The sequence below is a fragment of the Janthinobacterium leeuwenhoeki genome (assembly GCF_051380795.1).
In the GTDB taxonomy this organism is placed as follows: domain Bacteria; phylum Pseudomonadota; class Gammaproteobacteria; order Burkholderiales; family Burkholderiaceae_D; genus Janthinobacterium.
This window is the reverse complement of record NZ_JBNYXT010000014.1, coordinates 28,516-48,612: the sequence shown is the minus strand read 5'-3', so window position 1 is coordinate 48,612 and position 20,097 is coordinate 28,516. Positions and strand designations below refer to the sequence as shown.

Here is a 20,097-nt window from a genome sequence, read left to right as displayed (position 1 = left end):
GAGGAATACACATGACGACCCTGACTATCAATGGCAAGCAGCATGACCTTGCACTGCCTGAAGACACGCCCCTGCTGTGGGCCCTGCGCGACGAACTGGGCATGACCGGCACCAAATTCGGCTGCGGCATGGCCCTGTGCGGCGCCTGCACCGTGCACCTCGATGGCGAAGCCATCCGCTCCTGCGTGACGCCGATGTCGGCCGCCGCCGGCAAGAAAATCACCACCATCGAAGCGGTGGGCGAAGACAAGGTCGGACTGGCCCTGCAGCAAGCCTGGCAAGAACACGGCGTGCCCCAATGCGGCTACTGTCAGGCCGGGCAGATCATGTCGGCCACGGCCCTGCTGCACAAGACGCCGGCGCCGAACGACAAGCAAATCCGCGAAGCGATGAGCGGCAATATCTGCCGCTGCGGCACCTATACGCGCATCCATGCGGCCATCAAGCAGGCCGCCACCAGCATCAACGCGAAAGGAGCGGCCAAATGAGCATGCATGACACTCCTGCCGCACAGTCGCCTGCACGGCGCAACTGGCTCAAGGCCGCCGGCGCGCTGGCCGGCCTGACCCTGGTGGCCGGCCCTTCCGGCCTCGTGATGGCGGCCGACGCCGTCAAATACGGCGGCGACAATATGGCTGGCGGCGTGGTCGACGACAGCCTGGTCTTTCTGTCGGTCGGTGCCGACGGCATCGTCACCATCGTGGCGCACCGCTCCGAAATGGGCCAGGGCATCCGCACCAGCCTGCCCATGGTGGCGGCCGATGAACTGGGCGCCGACTGGGCGCAGGTGCGCGTGCAGCAGGCGCCGGCCGACGAAGCGCGCTACGGCAGCCAGGATACGGACGGCTCGCGCAGCATGCGCCACTCCTTCCGCGCCATGCGCCACGTGGGCGCGACGGCACGCCTGATGCTGGAAACAGCGGCCGCCGTGCGCTGGGACGTGCCCGTGACGGAAGTCAAAGCCGCCAACCATGCGGTCGTGCATGCGGCCAGCGGACGCTCGCTGTCCTTCGGCGCCCTGGCCGAAGAAGCGGCCAAATTGCCGGTGCCGCCACGCGCGCGCATCAGCCTGAAAACGGCGGGCGAGCTGCGCTACATCGGACAAACCAGCACGCGCGGCATCGACTTGCACGATATCGTCACTGGCAACACCCACTTCGGCATCGACACACGCCTCGACGGCATGGCGTATGCCGTCATCGCCCGTCCGCCCGTCTTTGGCGGCAAGCTGAAAAGCGTGGACAAGACGGCGGCCCTGAAAGTGCCTGGCGTGCTGCGCATCGTCGAACTGGCGGGCAGTCCGCCGCCGGCCATGTTCAATCCGCTGGGCGGCGTGGCCGTCATCGCCAGCAACACCTGGGCCGCCATCAAGGGCCGCGAAGCGCTGGTGCTGGAATGGGAGGATGGCCCGAACGGCGGCTACGATTCGAAAGCTTTCCGCAAGACGCTGGAAGCGGCCGTGCGCCAACCGGCCAACCCGGCGCGTGACCAGGGCAAGACGGTAGCCACCCTGGCCGCCGCTCCCGCCGCGCGCAAATTCAGTGCCGAATACTATCTGCCCCACCTGGCCCACGCCACCATGGAGCCGCCCGCCGCCACCGTGCGCATCGCCGACGGCAAGGCTGAAGTGTGGGCCTGCGTGCAGGCGCCGCAGGCGACGCGCAGCAACGTAGCCAAGGCACTGGGTCTGGCGTACGACAACGTGACGGTCCACGTGACCCTGCTCGGCGGCGGCTTCGGGCGCAAATCGAAACCCGATTTCGCCGTCGAGGCGGCGCTGCTGTCGCAAGCCATGGATGGCGCGCCCGTCAAGCTGACGTGGACGCGCGACGACGACCTGCAGCACGACTACCTGCACACGGTGTCCGTCGAACGGCTGGAAGCGTCGCTCGACGCGAAAGGCATGCCGACGGCGTGGCTGCACCGCACGGCCGCGCCCACCATCACCTCGACCTTTGCCGCCGGCGCGAACAAGCAGGCGCCGTTCGAGCTGGGCATGTCGGCCATCAACGTGCCGTTCGCCATTGCGAACATCCGCGTCGAAGTGCCCGAGGTGCCGGCCCACACGCGCATCGGCTGGTTCCGTTCCGTGTCGAATATCCCGCACGCGTTTGCCATCCAGTCGTTCACGGCGGAACTGGCGCATGCGGCGAAGAAGGATCATCGCGACTACCTGCTGGCACTGCTGGGCCCTGCGCGCAAGATCAACCCGGCCGACCTGTCCGATGGCTGGAACTATGGCGAAGACCCGGCGAAGTATCCGGTCGACATAGGCCGCATGCGCCACGTGATCGAGCTGGCGACAGCCAAGGCGGGCTGGGGCCGCAAGCTGCCCAAGGGACGGGGACTGGGCCTGGCCGTGTCCTACAGCTTTGTGACCTATGTGGCGGCCGTGATCGAAGTGGAGATCAATGCGGCCGGCGAAGTCATCGTGCCCAGGGTCGATATCGCCATGGATTGCGGACCGCAGATCAACCCGGACCGCGTGCGCTCGCAGATCGAGGGCGCCTGCATCATGGGCCTGTCGCTGGCCATGAGCGGCGAGATCAGTTTCAAGAATGGCCGGGTCGAGCAAAGCAATTTCCACGACTACGCCGTGCTGCGCGCCGCCGACGCGCCGCGCGTGATCCACACGCACCTGGTGCCGGGCACCCTGGACATGGAGCTGGGCGGCGTAGGCGAACCGGCCACGCCGCCCATCGCCCCGGCCCTGTGCAACGCCATCTTCGCCGCCACGGGCAAGCGCATCCGCGCCCTGCCCGTCGGCATGCAGCTGGCGAAGAAGCGTTAATTCCGGCGCGCGTGAAATAACTGCAGCAGCAACGCTGCGGCGGCGACAAAGGCGGCGGCGGCCGCCAGCAGCCACATGGGCCAGTTGAGCAGGAGCAGCAAGCCGCCCGTGGCGGCGCCGACGGCGCTGCCCAGGTACAGCGCCGATTCGTTGAGGGCGATGGCCAGGTTGCCGTCGCCCTGCCGCGCACGCACGGCCAGCAACTGCTGGTTTTGCGGTACTTGCAGGGCCCAGCCAGCCGCGCCCCACAGCGCAATTGGCGCCAGCATCAGCCAGGCTGACCAACTGGCCGCCAGCGGCAGCGCGCACAAGGCCAGCGCCAGCAACAGCAAGATCAGCCACGTCAGTTTCGGCGCCGCCACCCTGTCCGCCCATGGTCCGACCAGCACGCTGCCCACGATCCCCCCCACGCCCCAGGCCCACAGGAAGGGCGTGGCGGAAATCGCTGCCCCCTGCGCGGACCACGCCAGCAGCGGCGCGATAAACGTGTACATGCCCAGGCTGGCAATGGCCGCCAGCAGCGACACCAGCAGGATGGCCAGCACCTGCCCATCGGCCAGCAAGGCCAGCTTGCGGCGCAGCGAAATGGCCTGCGCCACCGGCAGCGCAGGCAGCTTCCACAGCAAGCCCGCCAGCGCCAGTGCACCGAGGATGGCGACCAGCCACAGGGCCGCCGTCCAGCCCAGCTGCTGCGCCAGCAGCAAACTCAATGGCACGCCCAGCACCGTGCCGCCCGCCATGCCGCCCATGATCACGCCGATGGCCTTGCCCCGCTGCTGGGGCGCCGACACGCCCGCCGCCGCCGCGATGCCCAGCGCCAGGTAGACGCCGGCCCCGATACCGGCAATGGCGCGCGATGCCAGCAAACTGGCAAATCCGGGCGCCAGCGCGCTGGCCCCGTTCGCCAGCACGAACACGGCCAGGGCTGTCAAGAGGCCGGAGCGCTGCGCGCGCGCCGGCAGCAAGGCCACGGCCAGCGGCGAACCGAGGCCATAGGCCAGCGTAAACGCCGTCACCAGCTGCGCGGCCATCGCCAGGGAAATGGAAAAAGCACCGGCGATCATCGGCATCAAGCCCGCCGTCACATACGACGCCATGCCCAGCGCGAACGCGCCCACGGCGATCAGGTGGACGGTGGCAGGCAGCGTGGTAGTGGCAGGCGCGAGGCCACTGGAGGAAGAATAGTCAGACATGGGCAAGCTTTCGGGAAGAAAGCAGGCATTCTGGAATACAATATAAACAATTACAATTTAACTGTTTATGCTATTACTGATAGCAACAGCTTCACCGGAAAGGCAGCATCATGCGCACTTTGGCCCGCACCCGCCACGAACTGGCCGCCTACCTGCAGGCGCGGCGCGCGCGGCTGTCGCCCGAAGATGTCGGCTTGCCCGGCGGCGGAAGGCGGCGTACGCCGGGCTTGCGGCGCGAAGAAGTGGCAGCGCTGGCCGGTGTGGGGCTGACCTGGTACACCTGGCTGGAGCAGGGGCGCGACATCGGCGTCTCGAGCGCCTTTCTCGACAAGCTGGCCGAAGTACTGAAACTGGACGCGGGCGAACGCCGCCACCTGTTCCTGCTGGCGCACGCGCGCCCGCCCGCCGAAGAAGGCAAGACGTATTGCGTGGTGCCGCCGCCGGTACGCCGCTTGATGCACGAACTGGCGCATCCGGCGTATGTGCTCAACCTGCGCTGGGACGTGCTGGCGTTCAATGCGGACGCGGACGCCCTGTTTAGCTTCGGCGCGCATGCTGCCGCGCGGCGCAATCTGCTGTGGCTATTGTTTACCGATCCGCTGCTGCGCTCACGCTTCGCCGGCTGGGAAGAGCAGGCGCCGCTGATGCTGTCGAGCTTTCGCCGCGACTATGCGCGCGCCACGCAGGAAGCCGATATCCACGCGCTGGTGGAAGAACTGGAAAAAGTCTCGCCCGAATTCAAGCTATGGTGGCGCCGCCACGACGTGCATGCGCCATGTGCCGGCGTGCGCCGCCTGGCAATCAACGGCGAGGAAGTCGCGTACGAACACACCTCGCTGACCATCGATGCGGACCGCCACCTGCGGCTGGTCGTGTATGCGCGCCAGCTGCCCCAAGAAAAAGCGCCGTAGAACGAAAAAACCGCTGACCCTCTTGCGAGGAGCCAGCGGCTTCGAAATGGTTGCGGGGACAGGATTTGAACCTGTGACCTTCGGGTTATGAGCCCGACGAGCTGCCAGACTGCTCCACCCCGCACAAGAATTATATACCAGATTGTTGCGCGGCGTAAAGGGCATGATTTGACAATGCATGCGTGCCCCGCCTGCCGGCGTTTGTCGTTGGCCAGCAATGGAAAAAGCCGCTGATCTTTTGCAAGAATCAGCGGCTTTCCGGTATTGGTTGCGGGGACAGGATTTGAACCTGTGACCTTCGGGTTATGAGCCCGACGAGCTGCCAGACTGCTCCACCCCGCACTCGAATTATAAGGGCAAATGGGTGGCTTAGGCAATAGCTATCTCGACTTCGGCTGCAATAGAGCTATTTAATTAAAAACCTCGACCAATTGCCGGCTGGCATTGTGTCCGCCCGTCACGCCACGCCGCGCACAATCGGTGTACAGTAAGCGTTACACTAGACTTCCATTTTCCCACGCCCGCCCATGAAATTCTGCTCCGAATGCGCCCACCCTGTCAGCCTGTCCATCCCGGAAGGCGACAACCGTCCGCGCTATGTCTGCGCCAACTGCGACGCCATCCATTACCAGAACCCGAAAATGGTGGTCGGCTCCATCCCCGTGTGGGAAGAAGATGGCCAGCTGCAGATCTTGCTGTGCAAGCGGGCCATCGAGCCGCGCCTGGGCTACTGGACCCTGCCTGCCGGCTTCATGGAAAATGATGAAACGACGTCCGACGCGGCCGAGCGCGAAACGGTGGAGGAAGCGGGCGCCAACATCGAACTGGGCCCCCTGTTTTCGCTGCTCAATGTGCAGCGCGTGCACCAGGTACACCTGTTCTACCTGGCGCGTTTGCGCGACCTCGATTTCGCGCCCGGCATCGAAAGCCTGGACGTGCAACTGTTTACGGAAGCGCAGATTCCCTGGGATGACCTGGCCTTCCCCACCATCCGCGCCACCCTGGAGCTGTTCTTTGCCGACCGCGTGAAAATGCGCGAAGGCGGCAGCTACGGTGTCCATACGGGCGACATCACGCGCCCGATGGCGCGCACGGATGCAGAGTAAGCCCCCCTTCACTTGCCACCTTTGACGCCGCATGATTCCCTGGCTCGACATCCACACCCCGTTCCCCGACGTCTCGCGCGCCCTGACCGACGAGGCGCCCGGCCTGCTGGCGGCCGGCGCCGACCTGTCGCCCGCGCGCCTGCTCGACGCCTACCGGCGCGGCATCTTCCCCTGGTTTTCCGAAGGCCAGCCCATACTCTGGTGGAGCACCGATCCGCGCATGGTGCTGATGACGGAGGACTTCAAGGTGTCCGACAGCCTGGCCAAGGCGATCCGCAAGGTCGAACGCAGCGCCGCCACGGATGGACGCTGGCAGCTGCGCTTCGACAGCGATTTCGACGCCGTCATGCGCGCCTGCGCCGCACCGCGCAAGGATGGCCCGGGTACCTGGATTTCCGACGAAATCATCGCCGGCTACACGGGCTTGCACAAGCTGGGCTACGCGCACTCGTCGGAACTGTGGCTCGATGGTGAACTGGTGGGCGGCGCATATGGCGTGTCGATCGGGCGCATGTTCTACGGCGAATCGATGTTCGCCCGCGTGACGGATGGCTCGAAGATCGCGCTGGCGCAGCTGGTGCGCTTTCTGCGCGCGCGCGGCGTGGCCATGATTGACTGCCAGCAGGAAACAAAACACCTGGCATCGCTGGGCGCGGCGCCCATTTCACGCGCGCGCTTCCTGGCCCATGTACGCAGCGCCATTGAAGCAACGCAAATCACGGATTGGCAAGCTGCACCACCGGCGTAAAAAAGCTATGATATCTCCACGCAGACTTCCATTGCCGCGGACAGACCAGACAGGATCAGCATGACGCACCTGAACGAACTACCGTTTGCCACCCTGCAGTTCTACACGACGGCGCCCTACCCGTGCAGCTACCTGGACGACCGCCAGGCCCGCTCGCAGGTGGCCACCCCTTCGCACCTGATCAACAGCGACGTGTATTCGGAACTGGTGCGCAACGGCTTTCGCCGCAGCGGCATTTTCACCTACCGGCCGTATTGCGACGGTTGCCAGGCCTGCATCCCCGTGCGCGTCGTGACGCAGTCCTTCACGCCGAACCGCAACCAGCGCCGCGCCTGGAGCCGGCACGCCGACCTGCAGGCGGGCGTGGCCACCCTGTCCTTCCTCGACGAGCACTACGAACTGTATCTGCGCTACCAGAGCAAGCGCCACGCGGGCGGCGGCATGGACCAGGACAGCCGCGATCAGTACGCGCAATTCCTGCTGCAAAGCCGGGTCAACACGCGCCTGGTGGAATTTCGCGATGCCGAAGGCATCCTGCGCATGGTCAGCATCATCGACGTGCTGGCCGATGGCCTGTCGTCCGTCTACACTTTTTTCGATCCCGACGTGCCGGGCGCCTCGTACGGCACCTACAACGTGCTGTGGCAAATCGCCCAGGCGCGCGAGCTGGGCCTGCCCTACATCTACCTGGGCTACTGGATCGCGCAAAGCCCGAAGATGGCGTATAAAATCAACTTCAAGCCGCTGGAAGCGCGCATCAAGGGGCAGTGGGTGATCCTGTAAATTAAACCCAACGGTAAAGGGCCGGGGTCGGACCCTCAGGGTCCGACCCCAGTCTTTGCAACGGGGGTTTCCGTTTTATTTGCTCTTGTCCGGAAACGCCGGACGTGCAGGCCGCGCGGGCGGGTTCTTCGCCAATTCGGCCTGGATCACCTCGATCGCCTTTTCCAGCTGCGGATCGCGGCCGGCGATGACGTCGGCCGGCGTTTGCTCGACTTCGATATCGGGCGGTACGCCTTCGTTTTCCACGCCCCAGCCATTTTCGCGCGTCCAGAACGCCAGGTTCGGCGCCGTGATGAAGCCGCCATCCATCAGCACGGGAAAGCCCAGTATGCCCACCAGGCCGCCCCAGGTGGCCTTGCCGATCAGCGGGCCCATGTTATTTTTGCGGAACATCCACGGCAGCAGGTCGCCACCCGAGCCGGCTGTCTCGTCGATCAGCATGGCGCGCGGCCCCTGGATCGAGGCCGATGGCGTCTTCATGTCGGCGCCATAGCGCATGGTCCACCAGGCGATTTCCTTCTTCTGCAGGATCTCGATGTAGTAATCGGCCACGCTGCCGCCGCCGTTGAAACGCTCGTCGACGATGATGGCCTGCTTGTCCGCCTGCGGGAAGAAATAGCGCTTGAAGTAGGTATGGCCCAGGCCCGCCGTATTGGGCACGTACACATACGCCACCTTGCCGCCGGTCGCCGCATTGACCTTGCGCATATTGCCTTCGATCCAGTCGCGGTTGCGCAAGGCATCTTCCGTCGGCACGGGCACCACGGTGATGGTGCGCGCACCCTTGCCGTCGGCCGATGGCCCCACGGTCAAGTCGATGGCCTTGCCGGCCGTGTTCTCGAAAGCACTATAAAGATTCGTCGGTGGCGTCAAAGGCCGGCTGTCGACGGCCAGCAGGTATTCGCCCGCCTTGACGTTCAGGCCCGGCTCCGTCAGCGGCGCGCGCAGGGCCGGATTCCAGTTCAAGCCGCCATACACCTTCTTGAAGCGGTAATGGCCGTTGCTCACTTCATAATCGGCGCCCAGCAAGCCGCCCGGCACCTTCTTCGCTTCGATAAAATCGTCGCCGCCACCACCACGGTGGTGGCCCACGGCCAGTTCGCTGCACATCCACTGAATCAACCGATTCAGGTCGGCGCGGCTGGACAGCTCGGGCAGGAAGACGGCGTACTTGTCGCGCATGGCCTTCCAGTCCACGCCATGCATGCCCGGGTCATAGAAATAATCGCGGTTGATGCGCCAGACTTCATTGAAAATCTGCGTCCACTCGGCACGCGGATCGGCTTTCACTTCGATGGCGTCGACCTTGATCTTGCCTTCGCCTGGCGCCAGCAGCTTGCCCGTGGCGCTACCCATGGCCCAGTTGTCCTTCTGGCGATACAGCAGCTTCTTGCCGTCGGCCGACACTTCGAAATCGTCCGCTTCGGCCACCACGGTTTCCGCCTTGCGCTCCTTCAGGTCGAAGCGCTGCACGGCCTTCTTGCCATCGCTTTCGCGCAGCAAAAAGATCTGCCCCGCAGCGCCTGCCGTCAGGCTGGAGAACTGCGCGGCCGGCAGCGGCAAATCGACGATGCGCGTGGCGATGCCGTCGAAATCGATGCTGATTGGCGCCACTGGGGCTACGGTCACTTTCGGGTCGTCGCGGCCCGTCTTCGGATCGATCTTCGCTTCGTTTTTCGCTTCCGGCTCCGCCTTCGCCGTGTCTTTTTTGACGTCAGCGTTGGCGGCCTTTTCCTCGTCGCTTTCCTTGATCAGCGGCGACGGCAAGTCGCGCCGCAGCACGGCCATCCATACGGTGCGCGTCACCAGGTTGTCTTCATTCTGCTGCGAGAACCAGTTGTTGCTGGGCCCTGCATTCGTCGAAGCGAAGAAGTACAGGTATTTACCACTCTTGTCGAACACGGGCTGGGCCACGTCGGACAGGCCATCGGTCACGGGCATCGACTTGTTCTGCTCGACGGAATAGATATACGCGCTGCGCGTGTAGGTGGGCGAATTGAGGGTGTAGGCCAGCCAGCGCGAATCGGGCGCCCACGCGGCGCGCATGCTCTTGTCGACGCCATACATCGGCTCCGTGGCAACCTTCTGCACCTTGCCCGTGCCAACGTCGATCACGTACAGGCTCCAGCCATTGTCGGCAAACGCGATCTTCTTGCTGTCGGGCGACCAGACGGCGTTGTCATAAAAGCCGCTGCCATTCAGCTTGAACTTGCGCACGGCGCCCTTGCCATCCTGCGCCCGCACATGCAATTCATACTCGCCCGACTCGTCCGAAAAGTACGCGACGGAGCGGCCATCGGGCGACCAGATGGGCGTGCGCTCGTGGGCGCCGGCCGTCTGCGTCAGGTTGCGCACGTCGCCCTTGTCGGCGGGGATGGTGACGATCTCGCCCCGGTATTCGAAGGCGATGCGCGCGCCCGACGGCGAAATCGAAGCGTCGCGGATATATTTCGCATTCTTGACCCAGCGGGGGCGCGTCTGCCCCAGGTCGCTGGCCACGCCGATGGCGAGTTTCCGCGCCTGGCCGCTGGCGATGTCGAACGCGTGCAGGTAGCCGGCCTGTTCGTAGACGATGGTGCCGTTCGCGGCCGAGGCGTTGAGCACGGGGAAATCCGCGTGCCGCGTCAGCTGGCGCACGGCTTTCGTCTTCACGTCGTAGGCGAACAGGTTGAATTCGCCGTTGCGGTCGGAGCGGAAGTAGACAGTATCGCCCAGCCACATGGGGTCGACGTCGTTCGAGCGCGTGGTGGGCTGGGGGATTTTTTCGATGGATTTGTCGCTGGACGAAAATAGCCAGAGCCAGGAATTGGTGCCGCCCCGGTAGCGCTTCCACTGCTTGAAGGCCGGCATCAGGGGGTTGTAAACGATGCGCTTGCCGTCGGGCGAATACGCGGCGCGCGAGGCGTTGGGGATTTCCAGCTGCGTTTCCACGCCGCCCGCCACGGGCACCGTAAACAGCTTCTGGAAGCGGTTGTTGAAGGCGGCGCGCGGCGAGGTGAACATCACGGCCTGGCCATCGGGCGTGAACGATTGCGCCAGATCAACGCCCGGGTGGAAAGTCAGGCGGCGTGGCACGCCGCCCGCCGCCGCGATCACATACACGTCGACATTCCCGTCGATGTTGGCGCTGTATGCGATCTGGCTGCCATCGGGCGAGAAGACGGGATGGGACTTGTCGCCCAGGTCCGAGGTGAGGCGCCGCGCGCCGCCGCCATCGAGGTTCGATAGCCATAAATCGCCCGCATAGATGAAGGCGATGTGGCGACTGGAAACGGCCGGTTCGCTCAGCATGCGGGTGTCTTGCGTATTCGGCAGGGCCAGGGCCGGGTGGCTCAGCAGCAGTGCGCTGGCGGCCGCGATGGCGGTCAGGATGCGTGTCTTTTTCAATCGATGTCTCACTTATGAAGTAAAGAAAACAGGGAAAAAACAGGAAAGTCCCAGGTCGAATGCGAATTGGTAACGAATCAATATTGCATCAGGCCAACAAGAACTATACACCCGGCAGCCGCGTGGAACACGGTAAAATACGCCACTTATTTCGCGCGCCGCCAGCCTTTCCCGGCGGCCCGCACACCTACTCAAAGCGCCCCCATGTCTGAAAAATTCCTGTACTCCCTCGCCCGCCCACTGCTGTTTTCGATGGATGCCGAAGCGGCCCACCATCTCACCCTGCCCGCCCTGAAACGCGCTAGCGCGCTGGGCCTGACGAAGCTGGCCGGCAAACCTGCACCTGACCCGCGCACGGTGATGGGCATCACCTTCCCCAACCCGGTCGGCCTGGCCGCTGGCCTGGACAAGGACGGCGCCTACATCGATGCGCTGGCCGATCTGGGGTTTGGCTCCATCGAAGTGGGCACCGTCACGCCGCGCGCGCAGGCGGGCAATCCGAAACCGCGCATGTTCCGCCTGCCGCAGGCGCAGGGCATCATCAACCGCATGGGCTTTAACAATGGCGGCGTGGACGCCTTCGTGGCCAACGTGCAGGCGTCGAAGTTTTACCAGAACCGCGCCGGCGTACTGGGTCTGAACATCGGCAAGAACGCCGACACGCCCATCGAACGGGCGGCCGACGACTACTTGTTGTGCCTGGAAAAAGTCTACCCCTACGCCAGCTATGTGACGGTCAACATCTCGTCGCCGAACACCAAGAATTTACGCCAGCTGCAGGGCGCGTCCGAACTCGACGCCCTGCTGTCGCAACTGAAAGAGGCGCAAGCGCGCCTGGCGGACAAGCACAAACGCTACGTGCCGCTGGCCCTGAAAATCGCCCCGGACATGGATGGTGAGCAAGTCAAAAGCATCGCCGACTCGCTCACGCGCCACCGTATCGATGGCGTCATCGCCACCAACACCACCCTGTCGCGCAGCGCCGTGGAAGGCATGCCGCACGGCGCGGAAGCGGGCGGCCTGTCGGGCGCGCCCGTGTTCGAACTGTCGAACAATGTCATCCGTTTGCTGAAGGCGGAACTGGGCGACGCGCTGCCCATCATCGGCGTGGGCGGCATCATGCAGGGCAGCGACGCCGTGGCCAAGTTCGAGGCGGGCGCGCAACTGGTGCAGCTGTACAGCGGCCTGATTTACGCCGGTCCGGCCTTGATCAAGGATTGCGCCCGCGCGCTGCGCGGCAAACAGGCGAAATGATCAACAAGGTCAAACTGGGTGCCAGCAGCCTGGAAGTGAGCAGAATAGTGAAGCCGAAGCGCACAGCCAGCTCGATTACGCGCTGAAACGGTGCATCAACTTCATCGACACGGCGGAGATGGAATGGCGGTTTTCTAGCAAAGATGTAAAAAAATCCGCGTGTTCCTCTAGTTATCCAACTGGCCTACGATGCCCATCTGCCTACCTTTGATCGCTTCCGTTCAGAATTTGACACTGTCGTTCCAGAAAAAGCAGTTCGATCCGATGAAGTGGACACTGGGAAAATGGAGTTGACAGGAGAGTGCCGCAAGGATAGACGCTAGCAGCGGCCACGTGGCCCGTCCAATGAAAACGACGGGCCGGACTATAGTTTCGTGAGGTAGAAAATTAATGTCTTCGGCCATTCGTTTTACGTCGTAAAATTGCATTTTAAACATTTAGACGTTGGAGAAAAAGATGGAAATACCAAAGATTCCAGCTGACGAGCAAGAGCGTCTATTCCAATTGAGGTCTGCAGCCATTCTTGACACACTGCCGGAAGAACGATTTGATCGGGTGACTAGAATGGCGCGACGTTTGTTTGGCGTCCCTATTGCCCTGGTAAGTCTTGTGGATGAAAACCGGCAATGGTTCAAGTCGTGCTTTGGATTGGATGCGTCTGAAACGTCACGCGATATTTCCTTTTGCGGGCATGCAATTTTAGAGAAAGGAACGTTTGTTATTGAAGACACGTTGAAGGATGAGCGGTTCTTTGACAATCCTCTTGTAACGAGCGAGCCGCACATTCGGTTCTATGCTGGTCAGCCACTGCGGCCACTCAATGGGATGGCGGTTGGGACGCTGTGCATCATTGATCGTGCTCCACGCGAATTCTCGGCCGAAGATCAACAGATGCTTGTTGATCTTGCCCAAATGATAGAGCGCGAAATTATCGCCGTTCAGCTATCAATTCTTGATGAACTGACGCGTATATCGAATCGACGAGGATTCCTAACGCTCGCTCGGCATAGTCTCGAGATGTGCAAGCGTCAACAGTTCCCAGCTACGCTTATTTTCTTCGACCTGGACAAGTTCAAAGAAATCAACGATACGTATGGACATTCGGAGGGCGATAGGGCGTTGAAAATCTTTGCGGAACAAATAGCAGAGGCGTTTCGCACATCCGACATTTTTGCCCGACTCGGCGGCGATGAATTTGTTGTTTTAGCAACGAATTCCTCCAATGCCGTGACTCAAGAACTGGTTGCTCGTTTCGTGGGCAACCTTCAAACACGCTGTGCTAACCTTGGCCTGCCTTATTCCATACAGCTTTCGTATGGTGCAGTTGCCTATGACGTGCTCAAGCATGCAACGGTCGAAGACATGTTGCAGGAAGCAGATGCTGCAATGTATGAGCACAAGACACTCAAGAAGAAGAAATAGGCCACATTGATAGAGGCTAGTAGCCCTTCGGGATTACGTAGCGGTCGCGGTTGTCGTTGCTGACCCATGAGCCTTGGAAGTTGGCCTGCCCCTGCCCCTGAGCGGGCGTGATCTCCACACACAGTCGGTTGGCTGGGCCGCAGCAGTCGAGCTTGATGCGCCCTCCGCGCTTGAGGAGCTGCCGGGATTAGTGCAAAAAATACCCAAGTCCTGATGGGCGGGGAAATAGGAAAAGGGAAAAATAGTACGCTAAGCCGGTGCGGGCGGCTACTGCTGCGCCGCCATCGAAGACACCCTGGCCGTGCTGGACAAGCTGGTCGAGGAAGGCAAGATCGGGCACATCGGCGTGTCGAACGAATCGTCGTGGGGCGTGTGCGAATACATCAAGCAGGCGGAACTGAAAGGCTTGCCGCGCATCGCATCCATCCAGAACCTGTACAACCTGACGGCGCGCCATTTCGAGACGAGCTTGCTTGACGAAACTTGCCACCGGGAACATGTCGGCTTGCTGGCCTACAGCCCGCTGGCGTTCGGCCATCTGTCGGCGAAATACCTCGACGATCCGCAGGCCAAGGGCCGCCTGACGCGCTTCCCGGCCGGCTGGAGCCCCCGCTACATCCACGCCAGCGCGCCCAATCCGGGACAGTCAACGCCATCCCTCTGGCGGCGCAGTACAAGGCAACGTCGCGCCAGACGACCCACGCTCATCACAGATAGTCGTATTTATACAACAGCCGGCAATTTACTGCTGTGCAGCATTGCGGCCCGGCCGTGCCCGGTCGTATGCTGGAAACGAGGCCATATGCACTACTCGCGCCATGTTGGCGTGTTTCAGATATTTATTGCATATCGATAGACAGAACGATTCGTAAGCACGCCACGTGCCCACTGTTAATCTGATTGCATCACCGGACCGCCATGGTTCGCGCAACCACCAACTGAAGAGATATCGTCGATGAGTTCAAGCACTGCCCGCTCCCAGCATCCCGCCCTGCCCGTCAAAACCGTGATCGCCGCCAGCCTGATCGCCTGCTTCAGCCTGCCCATGCAGGCGCAAGCGCAGCAAGAGCTGCCGGCCGAAGGTGAATTGCAATCGGTGGTGGTCACCGGCACCTTCGCCAAGAACCGCCGCACCATCGATTCCGAATCGCCGATCGACATCCTCACCTCGCGCGATCTGCAAAGCACCGGTTCGGGCGAACTGGCCACCGTGCTGGCGCGTCTGCTGCCATCGCTGAACTTTGCCCGCGCCACTGGCGCCGACGCCAGCGACGCCGTGCGTCCGGCGCAATTGCGCGGCCTGTCGCCCGACCAGACCCTGGTGCTGGTGAACGGCAAGCGCCGCTATACCTCGGCCGTCGTCAACGTCAACGGCTCCCTGGGCCGCGGCTCGGCACCCGTCGACCTGAACGCCATTCCGCTGGCCGCCATCGACCACGTGGAAGTGCTGCGCGATGGCGCGGCGGCCCAGTACGGCTCCGATGCGATTGCCGGCGTGATCAACATCATCCTGAAAAAAGGTGCGGCCGGCGGCGATATCGAAGTGGGCTATGGCCAGACGCAGGAACGCGACGGCAAGCAAAAATCCATCAAGGGCTCGGCCGGCTTCGCACTGGGCGACGACGGCTGGGTGCGCATCTCGGCGGAAGTGGCGGAACGCGATCCGACCAACCGTGCCGGCGCCGATTTCCGCAATCCGCTGGAGCCGCGCTACGGCAAAGTCAACCAGCGCTACGGCGACCCGGAAAGCAAGCCGGCGACGATTTTCCTCAACAGCGAATACCACATCAATGACAATGTGGACTGGTACGCCTTCGGCAACTACGGCAAGCGCGACACCTCGGCCGCCGCCACCTGGCGCACGGCGCTGATCCAGAACTCTGTCACCAAGGCGTATTCGCAGCGCACGCCGATCTATCCGGAAGGCTTCTTGCCGCTGCAAAACAGCACGCTGACGGACCAGTCCATCGTCACGGGCTTGCGCGGCGAAGCGGCCGGCTGGCGCTGGGATGCCAGCCTGAACTACGGCAGCAACAAGTTCGAACTGGACCTGGACAACACGGTCAACCAGTCGCTGGGCGCGAACAGCCCCACGCATTTCTATGCCGGCTCGCTGAAAAACGAACAGACGGTATTCAACCTCGATGCGGCGCGCGAATTTCCCGTCGCTTACTTTACGGGCCCGCTGACGGTGGCCGTGGGTGCCGAAGCGCGCCATGAAAAGTACAGCATCGGCGCCGGCGACGCAGCGTCGTATACGGGCGGCGGCTCGCAAGGCTTTGCCGGCTTCCGTCCTGCCAACGCGGGCAGCCACTCGCGTCATAACGAGTCGATCTATGTGAACCTGGAAGCGGAAGCGACGAAGAAACTGTCTGGCGGCGTGGCCCTGCGCCATGAGCGTTACAGCGACTTCGGCAGCACCACCTCGGCCAAGGGTTCGGCCCGCTATTCATTCAGCGATGCGCTGTCGCTGCGCGGCACCGTGTCGAGCGGCTTCCGCGCGCCATCGCTGGCGCAGCAGTACTACACCATCACCACCACCAACTTCCAGGTCATCAATGGCAACAATACGGCCATCGAGACGGGCACCTTTGCCGTGAATACGCCGCAGGCGCGCTCCCTCGGTGCGCAAGACCTGAAACCGGAAAAGGCCCGCAACTACAGCCTGGGCCTGCAGTTCCAACCCAGCCGCAACTTCACCACGACGGTGGACGCCTATCGCATCGACATCGACAACCGCATCCTGTTCTCGGCCAACCTGGCGCTGAACGACAAGCTGAAGGGCGAACTGGCGACGCAAGGCTCGACCGTGGGCGCGGCGCGCTACTTCACCAACGCCGTCGACACGCGCACGGAAGGCGTGGACATCGTCAGCACCTACCGCATCGACTTGCAGGACAAGGACCGCCTGGATCTCACCGTGGCGTACAACCATAACAAGAGCACGGTACAGAAAATCGCCGACAATCCGGCCATCCTGACGGCCAACAACCTGAAACTGATCGACCGCCAGAGTATCGACCGCATCACGGTGGCGTCGCCGAAGGACAAGTTCAGCCTGGCCGCCGACTACGGCTTCGGCATCTGGAATGCGCACGGCGTCGTGACGCGCTACGGCAGCTTCACCGTGCCGCAAAACGATGTCAAGCTGGACCAGACGTATGACCCGCAATGGGTGCTGGACGTGTCCGGTTCCGTGAAACTGGGCAAGAACTGGCGCCTGGTGGCCGGCATCGACAACGTCACCAACCGCTATCCGGCGCAAGTGACCAGCAACGGCAACCTGAACGTCAACGGCACCCAGCCGTACAGCATCTTCGCGCCGAACGGCTTCAACGGCCGCTATTACTACGCCAAGGCGGGTTATAGCTGGTAACAGAAAAGTAGCAACGCAGAACGGGAGGCAATCTGCCTCCCGTTTTTATTGCGGCCTATGACATCCAATAAAGCACTGGCGTACGGGTGGCCATCCTGGGTGGCAATCGGCTACCATGGGTGCTACTCTTTTTGATCACGGATAAGCAACCATGCCCAGCTGGCATCTGGCCGACGCCGCAGAACTGGCGGCGCGCCACCCCTACACCTTCTATAAATCACCGCCCGAGGCCATCGCCCAGGTGCGCCCCGGCGACGTGGTCAAGCTGATCTTCGCCTTCCACAGCGACGATCCGCAGGCGCCAGGCGCCGAGCGCATGTGGGTACTGGTGGAGACGATCGAGCCGCATGGGCATTTCACCGGCAAGCTCGATAACATGCCCGGCTACATCGCCGATCTGCACGCCAAAGACCCCATCGCCTTCGCGGCGCGCCACATCATCAATACCCAGCACGACGATGACGATAACCTCGTCAAGCGCTACGCGGCCCTGTGCTTCGTTACAAAACGCGTGCTGGAAGATGGCGCGCCCGTCGGCTATCTGTACCGCGAGGAGCCGGACAAAGGCGACGACAGCGGCTGGCGCTTCACGGCCAACGACGAGAGCGATGATTACATGAACGACAGCGCCAACGTGGCCCGCGTCTCGCTAGGCGCCGTGCTCAGCGTGGACGAGCGTTGTATTGCGCTGCTCGATGCTCCGGCCGGCGCGGCCTATGCCTTCGACCACGACACGCAACAATTCATGGCGGTTGACGAATGACAACGGATGAACTGAAGGAATTTTGCACGGCCCTGCCCGGCGCACAAGCCGTGCTGTACGGTGCGCCGTCGAATATCCTCGTGGTTGCAGTGGCGGGGAAAAAATTTGCGTACTTCAAGACCAGCGCGCCGGAACAATGGCGCTTCAGCCTGCGCGTCAGCGCCGAGCGCTTTATCGAACTGACGGACATGCCAGGCGTCAAACCGGCCCGCTACATGGGCCGCTTTCACTGGGTCACCATCGTGGACGTGGCGCGCTTCCCGTCCGATTACCTGGCCGAACTGGTAAGCGATAGCTACGCGCGCGCCGTGGCCAGCCTGACGCGCGCGCAAAGGGCGGCCATCGCCTAGAGCGCTTCCTCTCCCGCCATGGCGCGGTCGATGTCTGCGCGCGTCAGGTCCGGCGCCAGTTGCAGGATGAATTCGTAGGCATAGGCGCGCAGGTAGGCGCCGCGGCGCACGGCCAGGCGCGTCGTGTTGCTGGCGAACAAATGCGACGCTTCCACGGCCCTTAGCCCCTTGTCGCGGCCATGCTCGAAGGCCATCGAAGCGACGATGCCCACGCCCAGGCCCAGCGCCACATATTGCTTGATGACGTCAGAATCCATGGCCGTCAGGATGATGTCGGTGGCCACGCCCGCCTTCGCGAACGCATCGTCGATATGGCCCCGTCCTGTAAAACCCTTGTCGTAGGTGATCAAGGGATATTTCGCCAGGTCTTCCAGGCGAATCGGTGTATGTTCGAGCAGCGGATGGCCATCCGGCACGACGATCAGATGGCTCCAGCGGTAGCATGGGAACGACACGAGGTCGGGAAACTGGCTCAGGCCTTCCGTGGCGATGCCGATATCGGTCTTGCCGGACAGTACCCATTCCGCAATGTGCTCGGGTGCGCTTTGTTGTAGCGCAATACGCACGTCGGGGTAAGCGGCGCGGAAACTCTGCACCACTTTCGGCAGCGCATAGCGCGCCTGCGTATGCGTGGCCGCCACCGACAGGGTGCCAATGGTCTGGCCGCTGTATTCCAGGCTGGCCTGCTGCAGGTTTTCCGCCTCGATCAGCAAACGGTCGACGATCTTCAGGATACCCTTGCCCGGCTCAGTCAAGCCCGTCAAGCGCTTGCCGTTGCGTTCGAAAATCACCACGCCCAGCTCGTCTTCCAGTTCGCGGATCTGCCGGCTCACGCCCGGCTGCGACGTGAACAGGGCGTTCGCCACTTCCGTCAGGTTATAGCCGCGGCGCGCCGCTTCGCGGATCGAACGCAGTTGTTGAAAGTTCATGACTATCCTGTATTAAGTTCGGGTGGGTTCGACAAAGACGTGGAGGCGCTTTGGACGCACGACCAGCGTTTCGCCTTCCTTCAGCTGCAAATGGGTAAAACGCTCGTTCGACATCACCGCTTCGATCAGCTCGCTGTTATCGACGCGCTGCAAGTCCAGCTGGGCCAGGGGGCCAATGGCATGGGCGCGGCTCAGTTTCACGATGATGCCTTCGGCGCCCTGCGTGTAGCGGTCGATTTCCAGGTCATGCGGACGCACATAGGCCGTGCCCTTGCTGTCGCTCACGCCCGCGTAATCAGGCACCTCGAAGCTGGCGTCGCCCGTCGCCATCACGCCGTCGTGCACGCGGCCGTGGAACAGGTTGACGTTGCCCAGGAAGCCATACACGAAGGGCGAGGCCGGATGGTTGTAGACTTGCTCCGGGGAACCCTGTTGCTCGACGGTACCCTTGTTCATCAGCACCACCTGGTCGGCCACTTCCAGCGCCTCTTCCTGGTCATGCGTGACGAAAATGCTGGTCACGTGCAAGTCGTCATGCAGACGGCGCAGCCAGCGGCGCAATTCCTTGCGCACCTTGGCGTCGAGTGCGCCGAAGGGCTCGTCGAGCAGCAGCACACGGGGCTCGACAGCCAGCGCGCGCGCCAGGGCGATGCGCTGGCGTTGTCCGCCCGACAGCTGCGGCGGATAGCGGTCGGCCAGCCAGTCCAGCTGCACCAGTTCCAGCAAATCTTTCACCTTGCGGCGGATCTGGTCTTCCGACGGACGCTCGCTGCGCGACTTCACGCGCAAGCCAAACGCCACGTTCTCGAACACCGTCATGTGCTTGAACAGCGCATAGTGTTGAAACACGAAACCCACTTGGCGCTCGCGCACGTGGCGGTTCGACGCATCTTCCGCGTCCAGCAGCACCTGGCCGCTGTCCGGATGTTCCAGGCCGGCGATGATGCGCAGCAAGGTCGTCTTGCCGCAACCGGACGGGCCCAGCAGGGCCGTCAATTCGCCGGCAGGAAAGTCCAGCGAGATATTGTCGAGGGCGACGAAATCGCCGAAACGCTTGTGGATGTTGTTAACTGCGATGGTCATA

The 20,097-nt window shown here is 62.7% G+C and carries 15 protein-coding genes, 2 tRNA genes and 1 pseudogene; 12 read left to right on the top strand and 6 right to left on the bottom strand.

Going from position 1 to position 20,097, the window contains the following annotated elements:
- The first annotated feature begins 11 nt into the window (after positions 1-11).
- Together ACQ4WS_RS13270 and ACQ4WS_RS13265 are read left to right on the top strand one after the other, a co-directional pair.
- Positions 12-488 carry a (2Fe-2S)-binding protein gene (locus ACQ4WS_RS13270; RefSeq protein WP_436476917.1) on the top strand — a complete coding sequence of 159 codons (477 nt, stop codon included), beginning with the start codon at positions 12-14 and terminating at the stop codon, positions 486-488.
- Positions 485-2,791 carry a xanthine dehydrogenase family protein molybdopterin-binding subunit gene (locus ACQ4WS_RS13265; protein WP_436476915.1) on the top strand — a complete coding sequence of 769 codons (2,307 nt, stop codon included), beginning with the start codon at positions 485-487 and terminating at the stop codon, positions 2,789-2,791. The genes ACQ4WS_RS13270 and ACQ4WS_RS13265 overlap by 4 nt, the downstream gene beginning before the upstream one ends.
- Here the strand turns inward: ACQ4WS_RS13265 and ACQ4WS_RS13260 are convergent.
- Positions 2,788-3,984, bottom strand: coding sequence for an MFS transporter (locus tag ACQ4WS_RS13260; RefSeq protein WP_436476913.1), 1,197 nt, complete (start codon positions 3,982-3,984; stop codon positions 2,788-2,790). The two genes, ACQ4WS_RS13265 and ACQ4WS_RS13260, sit on opposite strands and share 4 nt — an antisense overlap.
- 110 nt (positions 3,985-4,094) lie before the next feature.
- On the opposite strand from ACQ4WS_RS13260, the gene ACQ4WS_RS13255 reads away from it, so the two are divergent.
- Complete coding sequence (locus tag ACQ4WS_RS13255; RefSeq protein ID WP_436476911.1) at positions 4,095-4,895, top strand: helix-turn-helix transcriptional regulator; 801 nt, start codon at positions 4,095-4,097, stop codon at positions 4,893-4,895.
- Between the two features lie 47 nt (positions 4,896-4,942).
- Here the strand turns inward: ACQ4WS_RS13255 and ACQ4WS_RS13250 are convergent.
- Both ACQ4WS_RS13250 and ACQ4WS_RS13245 read right to left on the bottom strand, forming a co-directional pair.
- Positions 4,943-5,019 (bottom strand) — tRNA-Met (locus tag ACQ4WS_RS13250).
- A gap of 141 nt (positions 5,020-5,160) precedes the next feature.
- Positions 5,161-5,237, bottom strand: a tRNA-Met gene (locus ACQ4WS_RS13245).
- A gap of 185 nt (positions 5,238-5,422) precedes the next feature.
- On the opposite strand from ACQ4WS_RS13245, the gene ACQ4WS_RS13240 reads away from it, so the two are divergent.
- The 3 genes from ACQ4WS_RS13240 to ACQ4WS_RS13230 are packed head-to-tail and all read left to right on the top strand — an operon-like array spanning position 5,423 to position 7,532.
- Positions 5,423-6,001 (top strand): NUDIX hydrolase, encoded by a 579-nt coding sequence (locus tag ACQ4WS_RS13240; protein ID WP_436476909.1) that lies wholly within the window; start codon positions 5,423-5,425, stop codon positions 5,999-6,001.
- Positions 6,002-6,032: 31 nt separating this feature from the next.
- A complete protein-coding gene (gene aat, locus ACQ4WS_RS13235; RefSeq protein ID WP_436476907.1) occupies positions 6,033-6,749 on the top strand; it encodes a leucyl/phenylalanyl-tRNA--protein transferase in 717 nt (238 codons plus the stop codon).
- 60 nt (positions 6,750-6,809) lie between these two features.
- A complete protein-coding gene (locus ACQ4WS_RS13230) occupies positions 6,810-7,532 on the top strand; it encodes an arginyltransferase (protein WP_436476905.1) in 723 nt (240 codons plus the stop codon).
- A gap of 75 nt (positions 7,533-7,607) precedes the next feature.
- On the opposite strand, the gene ACQ4WS_RS13225 is transcribed toward ACQ4WS_RS13230, so the two are convergent.
- Positions 7,608-10,919, bottom strand: a complete 3,312-nt coding sequence (locus ACQ4WS_RS13225; protein ID WP_436476903.1) for a S41 family peptidase — start codon at positions 10,917-10,919, stop codon at positions 7,608-7,610.
- A 204-nt stretch (positions 10,920-11,123) separates the two neighbouring features.
- Here ACQ4WS_RS13225 and ACQ4WS_RS13220 point away from each other — a divergent pair, with 204 nt between their 5' ends.
- The 6 genes and pseudogenes from ACQ4WS_RS13220 (at position 11,124) to ACQ4WS_RS13195 (ending at position 18,084) form a co-directional block, all read left to right on the top strand.
- The gene (locus ACQ4WS_RS13220; protein WP_436476901.1) at positions 11,124-12,173 is read left to right on the top strand and encodes a quinone-dependent dihydroorotate dehydrogenase; all 1,050 of its coding nucleotides are present in this window, start codon (positions 11,124-11,126) and stop codon (positions 12,171-12,173) included.
- 456 nt (positions 12,174-12,629) lie between these two features.
- The gene (locus ACQ4WS_RS13215) at positions 12,630-13,595 is read left to right on the top strand and encodes a GGDEF domain-containing protein (RefSeq protein WP_436476899.1); all 966 of its coding nucleotides are present in this window, start codon (positions 12,630-12,632) and stop codon (positions 13,593-13,595) included.
- A 274-nt stretch (positions 13,596-13,869) separates the two neighbouring features.
- Positions 13,870-14,214 (top strand): annotated as a pseudogene (locus ACQ4WS_RS13210) (aldo/keto reductase); the annotation flags it as partial.
- Between the two features lie 336 nt (positions 14,215-14,550).
- Entirely contained in the window at positions 14,551-16,971 is a 2,421-nt protein-coding gene (locus tag ACQ4WS_RS13205) for a TonB-dependent receptor plug domain-containing protein (RefSeq protein WP_436476898.1), read from the top strand.
- A gap of 151 nt (positions 16,972-17,122) precedes the next feature.
- Complete coding sequence (locus ACQ4WS_RS13200) at positions 17,123-17,734, top strand: immunity protein Imm33 domain-containing protein (RefSeq protein WP_436476896.1); 612 nt, start codon at positions 17,123-17,125, stop codon at positions 17,732-17,734.
- Positions 17,731-18,084 (top strand): MmcQ/YjbR family DNA-binding protein, encoded by a 354-nt coding sequence (locus ACQ4WS_RS13195; protein ID WP_436476895.1) that lies wholly within the window; start codon positions 17,731-17,733, stop codon positions 18,082-18,084. Before ACQ4WS_RS13200 ends, ACQ4WS_RS13195 begins: the two co-directional genes overlap by 4 nt.
- Here the strand turns inward: ACQ4WS_RS13195 and ACQ4WS_RS13190 are convergent.
- Together ACQ4WS_RS13190 and ACQ4WS_RS13185 are read right to left on the bottom strand one after the other, a co-directional pair.
- Positions 18,081-19,013, bottom strand: a complete 933-nt coding sequence (locus tag ACQ4WS_RS13190; protein ID WP_436476894.1) for a CysB family HTH-type transcriptional regulator — start codon at positions 19,011-19,013, stop codon at positions 18,081-18,083. The genes ACQ4WS_RS13195 and ACQ4WS_RS13190 overlap by 4 nt on opposite strands.
- A gap of 12 nt (positions 19,014-19,025) precedes the next feature.
- The gene (locus tag ACQ4WS_RS13185) at positions 19,026-20,096 is read right to left on the bottom strand and encodes a sulfate/molybdate ABC transporter ATP-binding protein (RefSeq protein WP_436476892.1); all 1,071 of its coding nucleotides are present in this window, start codon (positions 20,094-20,096) and stop codon (positions 19,026-19,028) included.
- Between the last annotated feature and the right edge of the window lies 1 nt (position 20,097).